The sequence below is a fragment of the Blautia sp. Marseille-P3087 genome, from assembly GCF_900120195.1.
GTDB lineage: Bacteria > Bacillota > Clostridia > Lachnospirales > Lachnospiraceae > Blautia_A.
The window spans coordinates 468,708-486,198 of sequence record NZ_LT635539.1 but is presented as its reverse complement, the minus strand read 5'-3'; the positions used below and the strand labels follow the sequence as shown (position 1 = coordinate 486,198).

Below are 17,491 nucleotides of genomic sequence, written 5' to 3'. Positions count from 1 at the left end.
AAGAAGGACAATAAAATGGAACAGTTGGAACAGATTATAGGATATACATTTCAGAACAAAAAACTGCTGAGACAGGCGCTGACACACAGTTCTTATGCAAATGAAAAAAAACTCGGAAAACTTGGATGTAATGAACGTCTGGAGTTTCTTGGAGATGCTGTACTTGAACTGATCAGCAGTGATTTTCTTTACAAAAAATTTCCGCAGATCCCGGAAGGTGAGCTGACAAAAAAACGTGCAAGTCTTGTGTGTGAACCAAGCCTGGCATATTGCGCAAGAGAATTTGGTCTTCCGGAATTTCTGCTTCTCGGTAAGGGAGAAAACATGACAGGAGGACGTAACCGTGATTCTATCGTTTCCGATGCGACAGAGGCGCTTCTTGGCGCAATCTACCTGGACGGTGGTTTTTCCAATGCGAAAAAATTTGTTCTGAATTTTATTCTGAATGATATTGAACATAAACAGCTTTTTTATGACAGCAAAACGATTCTTCAGGAGCTTGTACAGGAAAAGGGACTTCAGCCGATTGAATATGTACTTACAGGTGAAGAGGGACCGGATCATGATAAATGCTTTACTGTAGTCGTTCAGGTTAACGGTCAGGTTGTGGGAAATGGCACGGGTCACACTAAAAAGGCAGCAGAACAGGCAGCTGCCTATCAGGCGATTCAGGAAAAGAAATTCTGACAGCCACAAATTAAACGGGCAGGTGAGATATGTATTTAAAGAATATTGAAGTATATGGCTTCAAATCCTTTGCTCAGAAAATCAACTTTGAATTTCACAACGGAATCACCGGAATCGTCGGACCGAACGGCAGTGGCAAGAGTAATGTCGGTGATGCAGTACGATGGGTACTCGGTGAACAGAGCGCCAAGCAGCTTCGAGGCGGAAATATGCAGGATGTCATATTTTCCGGTACAGAAAACAGAAAGCCTTTAAGCTTTGCATCTGTTTCAATCACACTGGATAACAGCGATCACAAACTTCCGGTAGACTATAACGAGGTGACTGTTGCCAGAAGACTTTACCGTTCCGGTGAAAGCGAATATCTGATCAATGGAAGCGGCTGCCGTCTGAAAGACATTCAGGAGATGTTTTATGATACCGGTATCGGTAAAGAAGGTTATTCTATTATCGGACAGGGACAGATTGACAAGATCCTGAGTGGTAAGCCGGAAGAACGACGGGAGCTTTTTGACGAGGCTGCCGGAATCGTCAAATTTAAACGAAGAAAAATAACCACACTCAAGAAATTGGATGAAGAAAGACAGAATCTTGTGCGTGTGACAGATATTTTAAGTGAGCTGACCAAACAGCTCGGACCTCTGGAACGTCAGTCCGAAACAGCCAGAATTTATCTTGCAAAAAGAGACGAACTGAAAGAACTGGATATCAACCTTTTCCTTCTGGATCACCAGCGTACAGGCGAACTTCTGAATGAGCTGGAAACAAAGCTTTCGCAGGCACAGCAGGAACTTGACGAGGCGCAGTCGGCATACGAACAGACAAAGGCAGAGTATGAGCGCCTGGAACAGGAACTGGAAGAGCTGAATACAAAGCTGGATGCGCTGAAAGAGGAACAGCAGGAAAATGCACTTCTCAAACAGCAGTATGAGGGGCAGGTCAAAGTCCTTGAAGAACAGATATCATCCGGCAGACAAAACAGTGAACATTTCAGATCACGTCTGACAGTGTTAAAAGACGATCTTCAGAAGCGAAGCGAAGAAAAAGAAAAGCTGACCGAAGAAAGGGCAGCTCTTTACAATAGATTAAAAGAAACCAGAGACAATCTGAAAAAAGAGACAGAATCTCTCGAAAATATTGTCTCCAATGTAGATGAATGTACACAGGCAGTGGAAGACGGCAAAAATGAGATCATTGAGATTCTCAACAGCCGTGCGACAACCAAAGGTAAAGCACAGCGATTTGATGCCATGATGGAACAGCTTGATATCCGTAAGGCAGAAGTCAGTCAGCGTATCCTTCGTTTGAAGAGTGAAGAAGCAATTCTGGAAAGTGACCGTGAGAAAGCGCAGAAACAATATGATGCGGTGACCAATGTAATTCAGTCAACAAATGCAGAATGTGTACGTCTCGATGAAGAAATCCATCAGATTCAGGAAAAATTAAAGAAACAGAATTCTCAGATGGAAATCGGACAAACTGCATATCACAGGGAGGCATCCCGTCTGGAATCTCTCCGCAACATTACAGAGAGGTATGATGGTTACGGTAACAGTATCCGTCGCGTTATGGAGCAAAAAAGCCGTGAACCGGGTATCCGGGGCGTAGTTGCCGATATTATTCATGTACAGAAAGATTATGAAGTTGCTATCGAGACAGCACTTGGTGGCAGTATCCAGAATATTGTTACAGATAATGAACAGACTGCGAAGCGTATGATCAGCTTTTTGAAGAAGAACCGCTACGGAAGGGCAACTTTCCTTCCGCTTTCCAATATCAGTGGACGTGGTGGCCTTGCGCAGAAAGATGTCCTGCGTGAACCGGGTGTTGTCGGAACAGCAAATACGCTTGTAGAAGCAGATGCTGAGTACAGCGAACTCGTTATGTATCTTCTTGGTCGTGTGCTGGTCGTAGATAATATTGACCATGCGATTGCTATTGGTAAAAAATACCGTCACAGTCTCCGTATGGTTACAATCGAGGGTGAATCTTTAAGCCCGGGCGGTTCCATGACAGGTGGTGCGTTCAAAAATAACAGTAATCTGCTCGGAAGACGACGTGAGATTGAAGAACTGGAGAGAAGCGTCGGAATCCTCAAGAAAGAACTTGAAGAGACGCAGCGTGCGATCGGTGAAAATCGCAGCAGACGTAATGTACTTCGAGATACCATTGCTGATTTCCAGCAGCAGCTGCAACAGAAGTATGTCGAGCAGAATACCGCAAAGATGAATCTTGCCCAGATTCAGGAAAAAGAAGATGAAATTCAGAGCAGTTACCGCCGGATCGAACGCGAACAGGAGGAATTGCGACAGCAGGCAGGCGAGATCCGTCAGGATCACAGCAGCATCGCCCGTGAACTGGAAGATTCCCAGAAAGATGAAAAAGAACTTGAAGTTTTCATCGAGACAAAGCAAAAAGAATTAGAGGAATGGAAGGCAGAAGAGACAGAGAAAAATCATGTACTTGAAAAGATCCGTCTGGAAGAATCATCTCTGGAGCAGCAGAACCATTTCCTTCAGGAAAATATCAGCCGTCTGGAAAATGAGATTGAAGCATACCACAGGGAGTCCGAAGAAATCACTGAAAATCTTTCCAGAAGTGCCGAAGAAATACATAAAAAAGAGGACGGTATTGAAGAACTCAAAAAAGCTGTTACCGAATGTACAGGTAAGGAAGAGGTTCTGGATGCCAGACGTATCGAATGGCAGGAAGAAAAGGAAAAACGCAGTACCAGCCACAAGTCTTTTTTCGAAAAGAGGGATCATCTCTCTGAAAAGACATCGTTGCTTGATAAAGAGTGTTTCCGTCTGCGCAGTCAGGCAGAAAAAATTGAAGAGCAGCGGGAATCCCAGATTTCCTATATGTGGGAAGAATATGAAATCACACCGAACAATGCCCTTCAGTACCGAAAAGAGGAGCTGACAGACCGGCAGACGATCAAAAAAGATGTTCTTCGTATCAAGGATGAAATCCGTAAGCTGGGTTCCGTCAATGTCAACGCAATCGAAGATTACAAAAATCTTCTTGAACGTCATACATTTTTATCCGCGCAGTACGAAGATATTGTCAAAGCAGAAGAAACACTGGAAGGAATCATTCAGGAGCTGGACGAGGGAATGCGCAAACAGTTTACTGAAAAATTCCGTGATATTCAGAGGGAATTTGACAAGGCCTTTAAAGAATTGTTCGGTGGCGGAAAGGGAACACTGGAGCTTGCAGAGGATGAGGATATTCTTGAAGCAGGAATCCGGATCATTTCACAGCCTCCCGGAAAGAAACTTCAGAATATGATGCAGCTTTCCGGTGGAGAAAAAGCACTGACGGCAATTGCCCTTCTTTTTGCAATCCAGAACCTGAAACCATCACCGTTCTGTCTTCTTGACGAGATTGAGGCAGCGCTGGATGATTCCAACGTCGGACGTTTTGCATCTTATCTTCAGAAATTAACAAAAAATACGCAGTTTATTATTATTACACACAGACGTGGCACGATGAATGCTGCGGACCGTCTGTATGGTATCACCATGCAGGAAAAAGGTGTTTCTACCCTTGTATCGGTAGATCTGGTAGAAAATCAGCTGACAAAATAAATTCATAAATAAGGAGGCATGAGTATGTCAGAAGAAAAGAAAGGCTTTTTTAAGCGGCTGGTCAGTGGACTGACCAAAACGCGTGACAATATCGTGGCTGGCTTTGATTCCATTTTTAGCGGATATTCCAGCATTGATGAGGATTTTTACGAAGAACTGGAAGAAATCCTCATCATGGGTGATATCGGAATCAATGCCACTTCATCCATCATTGAGCATCTGAAAGAACAGGTATCCGCCCAGCATATCAAAAACCCGATGGAATGCAAGCAGCTTCTGATCAACAGTATCAAAGAGCAGATGCGGGTTGACAGTACAGAATATGAGTTTGAAAACCGCAAATCCGTAATTCTTGTGATCGGCGTAAACGGAGTCGGAAAAACCACTTCCGTCGGTAAACTCGCCGGTAAACTCAAAGACCAGGGTAAGAAAGTTATCCTTGCAGCAGCAGATACATTCCGTGCAGCAGCAGGAGAACAGCTTGCACAGTGGGCATCGCGTGCAGGAGTAGACCTGATCGGCGGTCAGGAAGGTGCTGATCCGGCATCCATCGTCTATGACGCAGTGGCGGCAGCCAAAGCACGTAATGCGGATGTACTGATATGTGATACAGCAGGACGTCTCCACAACAAGAAAAACCTGATGGAGGAACTTCGCAAAATCTACCGTATTCTTGAGAGAGAATATCCGGAAGCTTATCTTGAAACACTTGTTGTTCTGGATGGAACGACAGGTCAGAATGCGCTTGCACAGGCAAAACAGTTTGCAGAAGTTGCAAATGTAAATGGTATTATTCTTACAAAACTGGACGGGACAGCCAAAGGCGGAATTGCAGTTGCAATCCAGTCCGAGCTGGATATTCCGGTAAAATATATTGGAGTTGGAGAAACGATCGACGATCTGCAGAAATTTGATGCTGATGCATTCGTAAATGCACTGTTTGATATTGACCAGAACGAATTACACACAGAAGAGTAGACCGAGGAAATTACAGGAGGAGCAAAAATGCTTACATTAGAGAGCTTTGAAGAGGCATCAGAAATTGTAAAAAAAGTAACTCAGGAAACCAAGCTGATCAAAAGCAGCTATTTTTCAGATCTCACCGGAAACAAAGTATATCTGAAGCCAGAAAACATGCAGCGTACCGGTGCATACAAAGTACGTGGGGCATATTACAAGATCAGTACCCTGACAGAGGAAGAGCGTGCAAAAGGTCTGATCGCAGCATCAGCAGGAAACCATGCACAGGGTGTGGCTTATGCGGCACACAAATTCGGAGCAAAAGCCGTGATCGTTATGCCGACCACCACACCACTTATCAAAGTAGAACGTACAAAGAGTTACGGTGCTGAAGTTATTCTGAAAGGTGACGTTTATGATGAAGCTTGTGCCTATGCACTGGAGCTTGCAGAAAAAGAGGGATATACCTTTATCCATCCGTTTGATGATCCTGCCGTTGCAACAGGCCAGGGTACAATTGCAATGGAAATTGTACAGGAGCTTCCTCTTGTAGATTACATTCTTGTTCCAATCGGCGGAGGCGGTCTTGCAACAGGTGTTTCCACACTTGCAAAACTCCTCAATCCACATATCAAAGTTATCGGTGTGGAGCCATCCGGAGCTGCATGTATGAAAGCATCGCTTGAAAAAGGTGAGGTCGTGACACTTCCACATGTAAATACGATTGCAGATGGTACCGCTGTACAGACACCGGGAGAGCATATCTTCCCGTATCTGCAGGAAAATCTGGATGATGTGATCACCATTGATGATGATGAACTGATTGTTGCATTCCTTGATATGGTAGAAAATCATAAGATGATCGTAGAAAACTCCGGCCTTCTGACAGTTGCAGCACTCCGTCATCTGAACTTCACCGGTAAAAAGGTGGTATCTATCTTAAGTGGCGGTAACATGGATGTGATCACAATGTCCTCAGTGGTACAGCATGGACTGATTCAGAGAGACCGTATCTTTACCGTTTCCGTATTGATTCCGGACAAACCGGGTGAACTGGTGCGTGTGGCATCTATTATTGCGGAAAATCAGGGTAATGTCATCAAACTTGATCACAACCAGTTTATCAGTACTAACCGTTATGCGGCTGTGGAGCTGAAAGTAACGATGGAAGCATACGGTACAGAACATAAGAAAAAAATTGTACAGGCATTAGAAGATGCAGGATGCAGACCGAAAGTAATCCGCGCAAGCCTGTAAGTATCCCGTTATTCAGAATTCAGACAGAGGTGAATGAGTATGGCATCATTTACAATGGAAGATTATCAGAAAGCTTATAAACTCGGCAAAAAGGATTATCAGGCAAGAATGATGCGGGGGGAATTACCGACACTTCAGGTTCTTGATGATATCCTGCCTCCGAAGGGATCTTATTCTGAAGTTCCACTCGGACTTGTACAGATACCAATCGATCAGATAGTCGGAACAAAAAGTGATGGCAGGAGCAATGCTTTTGCCGGCAATTTTATGCCGATCTTAAGAGAAAACACAGAATTTGCATACAAATGGGCAACCTTAAGCCAGAGTCATATTGATAAAGGAATTCGTGAACCGATCAAAGCTTACGAATACATGAATAAATTTTATGTACAGGAAGGCAACAAACGTGTCAGCGTCCTGAAATATTTTGATGCGGTATCTGTGCCCGGATATGTGACCAGAATCCTTCCTCCGCGGACAGACCAGAAAGAAAATAAACTTTACTATGAGTTTGTGGATTTCTATGCAGTTACCCAGATCAATTATATCTGGTTTACGAAACCTGGAAGTTTTGTTAGACTTCAGGCTGCATTCGGCAAGGGGCCAAAAGATGTCTGGACAGATGATGACCGGTTGCTGTTCAGCTCTGTTTATTCGCGTTTTTCAATAGAATATGAAGCACTTGGCGGAAAGAAACTGTCTATCACGACCGGAGATGCATTTCTTGCATTCCTGACAATTTATAATTATGAAGTGATTGATCAGAAAACTACCAATGAAATGAAAGAACTGGTTGCAAAAACCTGGGAAGAATTCAAACTTCTGGAACACAATCAGAAAATTGATCTCAAGATGGATCCGTCCAGAACCGAAAAGAAATCTCTGCTGGATCGGTTGCTTCCGGCAAGTACGCCGAAGCTGAAGATTGCATTTTTGTATGCAAAGACACCGGCTACTTCTGCGTGGACCTACGCGCATGAACTTGGAAGACTGCATCTGGAACAGACTTTCCCGGAAGAAGTCACAACAGAATGCTATGAAAATCTTACACAGGATCTTGCAGAAAAAGCAATTTACGAAGCCATCCGAAAGGACTGCAACATTATTTTTACAACTACACCGGAGTTTGTAAAAGCAAGTGTGCAGGCGGCTATCGACCATCCAAATGTAAAAATTCTGAACTGTTCGCTGAATACGTCACACCGTTATATCCGTACTTATTATGCACGTATGTATGAAGCCAAGTTTCTTATGGGAGCTGTTGCCGGAGCAATGTCCGAAAACGGACAGCTTGCATACATTGCAGATTATCCGATTTTCGGTACCATTGCGAATATCAATGCATTCGCACTGGGGGCAAAGATGATAAATCCCCGTGCAAGGGTTTATCTGGAATGGTCTACATTAAAAGATGTAGATATCAGGCTTGCCATGGAAAATGTTCAGAAAAAGGGTGTTACCGTTGTTTCTGGTAAAGATATGGTTATTCCGGAAGATGCATCCCGCTATTTCGGGCTGTATCATCTGACAGAAGAGGGACCGCACAATCTGGCAATGCCGCTCTGGCACTGGGGCAAATTTTATGAGCAGCTGATCCGCACGATCATGGATGGTACATGGAAATATGATGACAACAAAGATGAGACTAAAGCAATCAATTACTGGTGGGGACTTTCTGCAGAAGTAATTGATGTGATCTATTCACAGAAACTTCCGATTGGTACACAGAAACTGCTTTCTATGTTAAAACATGCGATTGCGACGGGCGAATATCATCCGTTTTCGGGGATTCTGTATTCACAGGATGGTATGATACAGTCAGATCCGAACAAAATTCTTTCACCGGAAGAGATCATGACCATGAACTGGCTGGCGGATAATGTTGTCGGTGCGATTCCGGCATCATGGGAACTGACTGAGCAGGCACAACCGGTTACGGAACAATCTGGTGTGGAGAAACAGAAGGGATAAGCAGTTTTATGAAAATACTTGCCATAGCAGATGAAGAATCAAAATATCTGTGGGATTATTTCGAAAAGAGCAAGCTTGAGGGAATTGACCTGATCATTTCCTGCGGGGATCTGGATCCGAGGTATCTTTCCTTTCTTGCAACGTTTACTTCGGCTCCCGTTCTGTATGTACATGGAAATCATGATGACAAATATGAACGGATCCCACCGGACGGATGCATCTGCATTGACGATAAAATTTATGTTCATGAGGGTGTCCGCATCATGGGACTCGGCGGTTCCATGAGATATAAGCCCGGGCAATATCAGTATACGGAGTGGCAGATGCGGCACAGAGTATTCAAACTTCTTCCGAAGATACTCTGGAGAAGGGGATTTGATATTCTTGTCACGCATGCGCCGGCTTATCAGCTGAATGATGCCAGAGATCTTCCTCATCAGGGCTTTAAAATTTTTCGTAGCCTGATCGAAAAGTATCATCCGAAATACTTCCTTCATGGACATGTGCATATGTCTTACGGAAGACAGCACAAACGATATGACAAATATATGGATACACATGTGATTAATGCATATGACCGCTGTGTATTTGAGTTTGAAGCGGAAAATCCGGCAGACACTTTATAAAAAATAAAAAAATTCGATGTCAAGAAAAAATACTTGACACACAAATATAAATCATGTATGATAGCCAAGGTGGTTACAAATGGAAAAGTTTGTTGAACAGACATTGTTATACGATTTTTATGGAGAACTGCTTACAGAACGGCAGCAGCAGGTATATGAAAGCGTAGTTCTGGAAGATTACTCCTTAAGCGAAGTGGCTGAAGATCTCGGAATCAGTCGGCAGGGCGTACATGATATGATCAAACGATGTAATCATACGCTGGAAGATTATGAAGCAAGACTTCATCTGGTTGAGAAATTTGTAAATATCCGCAGGCAGGTACAGAAAATTCAAAAGCTTGCCTCAGGGTACGGTGCCAGTGATATTTCAGAAATCTCCAGTGAGATATTAGAGGAGTTATAAAGTATGGCATTTGAAAGCTTGACAGATAAATTACAAAATGTTTTCAAAAAGCTCCGCGGTAAGGGACGTCTTACAGAAGAGGATGTTAAAGTTGCTTTAAAAGAAGTAAAGATGGCTCTTCTGGAAGCGGATGTCAACTTCAAGGTTGTTAAGCAGTTTACGAAGGCGGTTCAGGAACGTGCGGTAGGACAGGACGTTATGAACGGTCTGAATCCCGGTCAGATGGTAATCAAGATTGTAAACGAAGAACTTGTAAGTCTGATGGGAAGTGAGACAACCGAGCTTCCGCTGAAGCAGGGAAACGAAATCACTGTTATTATGATGGCTGGTCTGCAGGGCGCCGGTAAGACAACGACCGTTGCCAAACTTGCAGGTAAATTAAAATCCAAAGGCAGAAGACCGCTTCTGGTTGCCTGTGACGTTTATCGTCCGGCTGCGATCACACAGCTTCAGGTCAATGGAGAGAAGCAGGGAGTAGAAGTCTTTTCCATGGGTGATAAACAAAACCCGGTTGATATTGCGAAAGCAGCCATCGAGCACGCAAAAGCAAATCAGCAGAATGTAGTACTTATTGATACCGCAGGACGTCTTCATGTGGATGAAAACATGATGCAGGAACTTGCAGATATCAAGGCAAATGTCAATGTAGACTGTACACTTCTGACAGTGGATGCAATGACAGGTCAGGATGCAGTAAATGTTGCAAAGACTTTTGCTGAAAAGGTTGGCATTGACGGAGTCATCCTTACCAAGATGGATGGTGATACCCGTGGCGGTGCGGCGCTTTCCATTAAAGCAGTTACAGGAAAACCGATTCTTTATGTCGGTATGGGAGAGAAGCTTTCCGATCTCGAACAGTTCTATCCGGAACGAATGGCATCCCGAATCCTCGGCATGGGAGATGTAATGAGCCTTATTGAGAAGGCTGAGGCAGCTCTTGATCAGGATCAGGCAGCTGAGATGCAGAAAAAGCTTAAAAAGATGGAGTTTGACTTCAACGATTACCTCACCAGTATGGAACAGATGAATAAAATGGGAGGTATCGGCAGTGTTTTAAATATGCTTCCGGGTGTAGGCAGTAAGATGAAAGATCTGGAAGGCATGATTGATGAAAAAGCACTCGACAGAACGAAAGCGATCATTCTTTCCATGACACCTAAAGAAAGAAGTAATCCGGGAATCCTGAATCCTTCCCGCAAAAACAGAATTGCCAGAGGCGCAGGCGTGGATATTACAGAAGTAAACCGTCTGGTCAAGCAGTTCGAACAGAGTCGAAAGCTTATGAAGCAGATGCCCGGTATGATGGGCGGTAAAATGGGTAAAAGAGGCGGCTTCAAGCTTCCTTTTTAATAAATGTAAATACAAACAAAGATATTATAATGGAGGAAAACAAAAATGGCAGTAAAAATCAGATTAAGAAGAATGGGACAGAAGAAAGCACCTTTTTATAGAATCGTAGTTGCAGATTCCCGCAGCAAACGTGACGGAAAATGCATCGCTGAAATCGGAACATATGATCCGAACATCGAGCCAAGTGCTTACAAAGTAAACGAAGAAGAAGCTAAAAAATGGCTTGCTGCAGGTGCTCAGCCTACAGACGTTGTTGCTAAGATCTTCAAAGAAGCAGGAATCGAGAAATAAGAAATACTTCCGAAGCTATTATGTTAGAAGGTATTTCTGTGAAGTCCTTTCATAGACAGTACAGGGAGGTATGTAATGAAAGAATTGGTTGAAGTAATTGCAAAGTCTCTTGTAGAACATCCGGATGAGGTGGTTGTCACCGAAAACGAAAAAGATGATGCAGTTATCATCGAACTGAAAGTAGGACCTTCCGACATGGGAAAGGTCATCGGAAGACAGGGACGTATTGCCAAGGCAATCCGTACTGTAGTAAAAGCGGCTTCTTCAAAGAGCAGCAAAAAAGTAATTGTAGACATTCTGCAATAAAAAGGATCGGAGCTGTGGAGACATAGCTCCTTTTTTAAAGGGAGTTTTTTATGGAAGATTTATTAAAAGTCGGCGTGATCACCACAACTCACGGAGTTCGCGGCGAAATCAAAGTTTTTCCTACAACAGATGACGCGGAACGTTTTCTTGAGCTGGAATATGTACTTCTGGACACCGGCAGGGAACTTCGCAGACTGGACATCAAAAATGTCCGTTTTTTTAAGAACCTTGTCATTTTAAAATTCGATGGCATTGACAACATTAATGACATCGAAAAATACAAAGGAAAAGATCTCTGGATACCGCGAGAAGAAGCACAGGAGCTGGGCGAGGATGAATACTATATTGCTGATCTTCAGGGATTGAAAGTTGTCCTCGAAGACGGAACAGAATTCGGAACGCTTCGCGATGTCATGGAGACAGGAGCAAATGATGTTTATATCATTGACTCAAATGAGCATGGAGAAGTTCTTCTTCCGGCGATCAAAGAATGTATTCTTGATGTAGATCTTGAGAAAAATACCATGACAGTACATTTGATGAAGGGGCTTTTATAAATGAATTTTCACATTTTAACACTTTTTCCGGAGATGATCGAGCAGGGGATGCATACGAGTATCATCGGGCGTGCGATTGCAGGCGGTTATCTTTCTATAAATGCTGTAAATATCCGTGATTATGCTTTTAACAAGCACCAGAAAGTAGATGATTATCCATATGGAGGCGGGGCCGGAATGCTGATGCAGGCAGAGCCGGTCTATCTTTCATATGAAGCTATCAAAGAAAAAATCGGTTATCGTCCAAGAGTCGTTTATCTGACCCCTCAGGGAAAAGTCTTTCATCAGGAGATGGCGAAAGAGCTTGCCCAAGAAAGGGATTTGGTATTTCTTTGCGGCCATTATGAGGGTATTGATGAGCGTGTACTGGATGAAATCGTTACTGACTATGTATCGATCGGTGATTATGTACTGACCGGAGGCGAGCTTCCGGCAATGGTTATGATGGATTCCATTTCCCGAATGGTGCCCGGGGTTCTGAGCAATCAGGAATCCGGTGAGACAGAGTCTTTTGCCGGTAATCTTCTCGAATACCCGCAGTACAGCCGTCCGGAAGAATGGCATGGGCAGAAGGTTCCTCCGGTGCTTCTTTCCGGACATCACGCCAATATCGAGGCATGGAGACGTGAGCAGTCGGTCATGCGAACAGCAAAGAGACGACCGGATCTTCTTAAAAAAGCAGACCTGACAAACAAAGAATGGAGTCAGGTACGTCAATGGAAAAAAGAGTGGAAAGCCGCAGAAAATGAGGCTTCAAAGGAATAAAGGAGCAGTTTATGAAAACATCAGATTTTTATTATGATCTGCCGAAAGAACTGATTGCACAGGATCCGCTGGAGGACAGAAGTTCTTCCAGACTTCTTCATCTTTCAATGGAAGACGGATCTTTTGAACATAGACATTTTACGGACATTCTCGACTATCTTAAAGAAGGAGACTGTCTGGTAATTAATGATACAAGAGTCATTCCGGCCAGATTGTACGGACATAAAGAAGAAACAGGAGCACTTATTGAGATCCTTCTTCTGAAACGCAAAGAAAATGATATCTGGGAATGTCTTGTAAAACCAGGAAAGAAAGCACGCCCGGGAGCAAAGATTACATTTGGTGATGGAATCCTGACAGGAGAGATTATCGATATTGTCGATGAGGGAAACCGTCTGATCCAGTTTCATTATGATGGGATTTTTGAAGAAATTCTCGACCAGCTCGGTGAAATGCCGCTTCCTCCGTATATCACACATAAATTAAAAGACAAAAACCGTTACCAGACTGTTTATGCAAAGAATGACGGTTCTGCGGCAGCTCCGACAGCCGGTCTTCATTTTACGAAAGAATTGATGAAGCAGGTCGAAGAAAAAGGAGTAAAGATTGCGCATGTAACTTTGCATGTCGGTCTTGGTACTTTTCGTCCGGTAAAAGTTGACGATGTAGAAAGTCATCATATGCATTCTGAATTTTATATGGTAGAAGAAGACCAGGCCAAACTGATCAACGATACCAAAAAGAACAGCGGAAGAGTAATTTCCGTAGGAACGACAAGCTGCCGTACACTGGAATCCGCAACTGATGAAAATGGTATTCTCCATGCTGGAAGTGGATGGACAGAAATTTTTATTTATCCGGGTTACAAGTTTAAAATGATCGATGGACTGATTACAAATTTCCATCTTCCGGAATCTACACTGCTTATGTTGGTTTCTGCACTTGCAGGAAAAGAATATATCATGGCAGCTTACGAAGAAGCAGTAAAAGAACGTTACCGCTTTTTCTCCTTTGGGGATGCCATGCTGATCCTCTAAAAACAGGACTACCCTTTTTTACTTCAATTTGCTATAATAGGCATATTGAGGAGAAAAAGGGTTTTTTTATATCTGAAATCTGATCAAAAGAATATACCATCAAAGGAGAAGGACATATGGATACACCAATTATCGCACAGTATTATAGAGAGACCGAACCGAAAAAACGTAAACAACTTCTGGATCAGGCCATTGCATCCGGAGAGGATCAGGAAGCAAATGAAATCCGCCGTGAAATCTATGAGGCACGGTACAAAAATACCACAAATGATGGCGGCATTGCTGACGGTTATCTGAAATTCTGGATGGCTCTTGAGTTTAACCGCAATGCCGGTCACAAAATATTTGGTCCGGGAAAAGCACAGAAGGAAATCCTGAAAGAACTCGATGATGTCAAATTTCGCGAAATTCGTGCCAAAAGTCCGCTTCACGAAGAGCTTCTTTACAGAGAGTGCAAGCATCTCGTGAAATTTTACATGACTCTTTGTGCGCAGGACAAAAACTACAACAGTATTCTTTGTGGGCTTATCACTATCAAAAAAGAAAGTTCCGAAGCCAAAATGAAGAGAGACATTTATGAGACAGCCATCCGTCTTCCAAAGGATCTTAATCTGGAAGAAGAGCTGGCACTTGTCACAAAAGCCGCTCATGAAGTTTATGGGCAGGAATATCCGGAAGAGAGCGGATTCCCGGAATAAATACGCTCTGTTAAGAAATACTATATGTACTATGTAAATCGGAGGCAATAATGAATTTAGACAGTTTAACGGCATATAAATTAGTTAAAAAAGAAAAGCTGAACGATATCCGTTCAACCGGTTATCTGTTTCGACATATCAAAACAGGTGCCAGAGTTATGGCAATCGAAAACGATGATGAAAACAAAGTCTTCAACATTGCATTCCGCACCCCGCCCAAAAACAGCACCGGTGTGGCTCACATTCTCGAACACAGTGTTTTGTGTGGATCGAAGGACTTTCCGCTGAAAGATCCTTTTGTAGAGCTTGTAAAAGGCTCACTGAATACGTTCTTAAATGCAATGACTTATCCGGACAAGACCTGTTATCCTGTAGCAAGCTGCAATGATCAGGATTTTCAGAATCTGATGCATGTCTATCTGGATGCGGTATTTTATCCGAATATTTACAAAAAAGAAGAAATTTTCCGTCAGGAAGGATGGAATTATCATCTTGAAAACACGGAAGGTCCGCTGACTTACAATGGCGTTGTATATAACGAAATGAAGGGTGCATTTTCTTCACCGGATGATGTTCTGGAAAGAGATATCATGAATTCTCTTTTCCCTGATATTACGTATGGCTGTGAATCAGGCGGAGACCCGGAAAATATCCCGGATCTTTCCTACGAAGAGTTCCTTGATTTTCACAGAACTTATTATCATCCGTCCAACAGTTTTATTTATCTGTATGGAAATATGGATATGACAGAAAAACTTGATTTCATTGACAAAAAATATCTTTCTGTATTTGACAGTTTACATGTTGATTCCGAAATTCAGGAGCAGAAACCATTTGATAAAATGCATGATCTTGTCATGGAATACCCTGTTGCCGAGAGCGAGAGTGAAGAAAACAATTCTTATCTTGCATACAGTGTTGTCACAGGAAATGCAATGAACAGTCTCGAATGTACTGCATTTGATGTGCTGGATTATGCACTGCTTGGAGCACCTGGCGCACCTCTTAAGAAAGCGCTTCTGGATGCAGAGATCGGATCTGATGTGTATGGTTCTTATGAAGACGGTATTCGTCAGACATACTTCGATGTCATTGCAAAAGGTGCAGATCCGTCACGCAAAGAAGAGTTCGTTTCCATTATTCGCCGTGTTCTGACAGAAATCGTTCAGAACGGTATTGATCCGAAGGCACTTGAGGCTGGCATCAACTGCATGGAATTTCGTTACAGAGAAGCAGATTTCTCTTCCTACCCGAAGGGACTGATCTACGGACTGGATATTCTGGACAACTGGCTCTATGATGATGAGCATCCATTTGCACAGGTGCAGCTGATTCCTGTGTTTGACAAACTGAAAGAATTAAAAAATCAGCGATATTTTGAAGGACTGATTCAGAAATATCTGCTTGATAATACACACGGCTCGATCCTGACACTGAACCCGTCAAGAGGTCTGACTGCCCGTAGGGCAAAGGCCCTCGAAGAGAAACTTGCTGCACATCTTGCATCACTTAATGATGAAGAAAAGGCAGAGATGGTTCAGAAGACTGTCGAGCTTGAACGATATCAGGAAACTCCGGAAGATCCGGAAACTGCAAAATGCATTCCTATGCTGAAAAGAGAAGACATCCGCAAAGAGATCACTCCATTTACAAATGAAGCGTTGGATATTGACGGAAGTCTGTTCCTTTATCATGAAGTACCTACTAACGGTATCGGCTATCTTGATCTGATGTTTGATGTGAAGGATCTTCCGGCAGAGAAAGTTCCGTATCTCGGACTTCTCAAGTCCGTTCTGGGGTATGTCGATACTGCGCATTATACTTACGGCGAACTCACAAATGAGATCAATGCAGAGACTGGTGGTATCATGTGCGGAGTAGAAGTTTTTGATCATGCAGAATCGATTGATGAGTTTCGGGCATTTTTCTCTGTACGCGGAAAGACCATGTATCCAAAGACAGATGTACTCTTTAAAATGATCCGTGAAATTCTCAATACTTCCAGCCTTGAAGATACCAGAAGACTTCATGAGATTATTTCACAGGTAAAATCAAGAGCCCAGTCGTCTCTTGTAAGTGCCGGACATTCGACCGCAGTTCTTCGTGCTGCATCCTATACTTCTCCGATGGCGGCATTTCAGGATGCGATGGCAGGAATTGCGTATTATCAGTTTATTGAAACACTGGATCGGGAATTTGAAGAACGAAAAGAAACTCTGGTTGCTGAACTTACAGAACTTATGAGAGAGCTTCTTCGTCCGGAATATCTGTGCATCAGTTATACCGGAGAGAGAGAATCTCTCAGTGATGTCCGGAAGCAGGTAAAAGCCCTTCGTCAGACACTTCATCAGGAAGCTGTGGAAATCGGCGAACAGAGCATTACATGCGAAAAGAAAAACGAAGCCTTTACAACTTCCGGTCAGGTGCAGTATGTTGCCCAGACAGGAAACTTCCGTAAAAAAGGTTTTGCATACTCCGGTGCTCTGAATATTTTAAAAGTTGCATTGAGCTATGATTATCTCTGGACAAATATCCGTGTCAAAGGCGGTGCATATGGATGCATGAGCGGCTTTAAACGCAGTGGGGAAAGTTTCTTCGTATCCTATCGTGATCCGCACCTGAAACGTACACTGGATGTATTTAAAGGCATTCCGGAATATGTACGTAACTTTAATGCAGATGAACGAGAAATGACCAAATATATCATCGGAACCATCAGCGGCAAAGATGTTCCGCGTACTCCGAAGATGCAGGGAGCAATTTCCAAAAATGCATGGTTCTGCGGTGTTACAGAAGAAATGGCACAAAAAGAAAGAGACGAGATCCTGAATGCAGATTCCGTATCCATGCAGGCACTTGCTCCACTGATTGAAGCAGTACTTTCAAATGATGCAATCTGTGTCGTGGGAAGTGAGCCGGCAATCAATAAAGAAAAAGAACTGTTTGATACTGTACTTCCACTGATCAATGGTTGAACAAAAGAGAATTTACAG

General features: G+C 43.2%; 15 protein-coding genes. All 15 read left to right on the top strand.

Features of this window, described 5'->3' with window-relative positions:
* The first annotated feature begins 15 nt into the window (after positions 1 to 15).
* The 15 genes from rnc to BQ7344_RS02175 all read left to right on the top strand — a co-directional run bounded on the left by rnc (position 16) and on the right by BQ7344_RS02175 (position 17,473).
* Positions 16 to 687, top strand: coding sequence for a ribonuclease III (gene rnc / locus BQ7344_RS02245; protein WP_072521246.1), 672 nt, complete (start codon positions 16 to 18; stop codon positions 685 to 687).
* 29 nt (positions 688 to 716) lie between these two features.
* Positions 717 to 4,277, top strand: coding sequence for a chromosome segregation protein SMC (gene smc / locus BQ7344_RS02240; RefSeq protein ID WP_072521245.1), 3,561 nt, complete (start codon positions 717 to 719; stop codon positions 4,275 to 4,277).
* Between the two features lie 24 nt (positions 4,278 to 4,301).
* Entirely contained in the window at positions 4,302 to 5,255 is a 954-nt protein-coding gene (ftsY, locus tag BQ7344_RS02235) for a signal recognition particle-docking protein FtsY (RefSeq protein ID WP_178705574.1), read from the top strand.
* 27 nt (positions 5,256 to 5,282) lie between these two features.
* On the top strand, positions 5,283 to 6,494 hold the full coding sequence (gene ilvA, locus BQ7344_RS02230; RefSeq protein WP_072521243.1) for a threonine ammonia-lyase: 1,212 nt from the start codon (positions 5,283 to 5,285) through the stop codon (positions 6,492 to 6,494).
* A 39-nt stretch (positions 6,495 to 6,533) separates the two neighbouring features.
* Positions 6,534 to 8,465, top strand: coding sequence for a BMP family ABC transporter substrate-binding protein (locus BQ7344_RS02225; protein WP_072521242.1), 1,932 nt, complete (start codon positions 6,534 to 6,536; stop codon positions 8,463 to 8,465).
* Positions 8,466 to 8,473: 8 nt separating this feature from the next.
* Entirely contained in the window at positions 8,474 to 9,091 is a 618-nt protein-coding gene (locus BQ7344_RS02220; RefSeq protein WP_072521241.1) for a metallophosphoesterase family protein, read from the top strand.
* A gap of 79 nt (positions 9,092 to 9,170) precedes the next feature.
* Positions 9,171 to 9,494, top strand: a complete 324-nt coding sequence (gene ylxM, locus BQ7344_RS02215; RefSeq protein WP_015542587.1) for a YlxM family DNA-binding protein — start codon at positions 9,171 to 9,173, stop codon at positions 9,492 to 9,494.
* A 3-nt stretch (positions 9,495 to 9,497) separates the two neighbouring features.
* On the top strand, positions 9,498 to 10,844 hold the full coding sequence (ffh, locus tag BQ7344_RS02210; protein WP_072521240.1) for a signal recognition particle protein: 1,347 nt from the start codon (positions 9,498 to 9,500) through the stop codon (positions 10,842 to 10,844).
* A 45-nt stretch (positions 10,845 to 10,889) separates the two neighbouring features.
* A complete protein-coding gene (gene rpsP / locus BQ7344_RS02205; RefSeq protein WP_015542589.1) occupies positions 10,890 to 11,135 on the top strand; it encodes a 30S ribosomal protein S16 in 246 nt (81 codons plus the stop codon).
* 75 nt (positions 11,136 to 11,210) lie between these two features.
* The gene (locus BQ7344_RS02200) at positions 11,211 to 11,441 is read left to right on the top strand and encodes a KH domain-containing protein (protein WP_015542590.1); all 231 of its coding nucleotides are present in this window, start codon (positions 11,211 to 11,213) and stop codon (positions 11,439 to 11,441) included.
* A gap of 50 nt (positions 11,442 to 11,491) precedes the next feature.
* Positions 11,492 to 11,998 carry a ribosome maturation factor RimM gene (rimM, locus tag BQ7344_RS02195; protein ID WP_072521239.1) on the top strand — a complete coding sequence of 169 codons (507 nt, stop codon included), beginning with the start codon at positions 11,492 to 11,494 and terminating at the stop codon, positions 11,996 to 11,998.
* Complete coding sequence (gene trmD, locus BQ7344_RS02190; RefSeq protein ID WP_072521238.1) at positions 11,999 to 12,763, top strand: tRNA (guanosine(37)-N1)-methyltransferase TrmD; 765 nt, start codon at positions 11,999 to 12,001, stop codon at positions 12,761 to 12,763.
* A gap of 11 nt (positions 12,764 to 12,774) precedes the next feature.
* Positions 12,775 to 13,800 (top strand): tRNA preQ1(34) S-adenosylmethionine ribosyltransferase-isomerase QueA, encoded by a 1,026-nt coding sequence (queA, locus tag BQ7344_RS02185; RefSeq protein ID WP_072521237.1) that lies wholly within the window; start codon positions 12,775 to 12,777, stop codon positions 13,798 to 13,800.
* A 116-nt stretch (positions 13,801 to 13,916) separates the two neighbouring features.
* Positions 13,917 to 14,498, top strand: coding sequence for a DUF6553 family protein (locus BQ7344_RS02180; protein WP_072521236.1), 582 nt, complete (start codon positions 13,917 to 13,919; stop codon positions 14,496 to 14,498).
* Between the two features lie 50 nt (positions 14,499 to 14,548).
* Positions 14,549 to 17,473 carry an insulinase family protein gene (locus BQ7344_RS02175; RefSeq protein WP_072521235.1) on the top strand — a complete coding sequence of 975 codons (2,925 nt, stop codon included), beginning with the start codon at positions 14,549 to 14,551 and terminating at the stop codon, positions 17,471 to 17,473.
* The last annotated feature ends 18 nt before the right edge of the window (positions 17,474 to 17,491 follow it).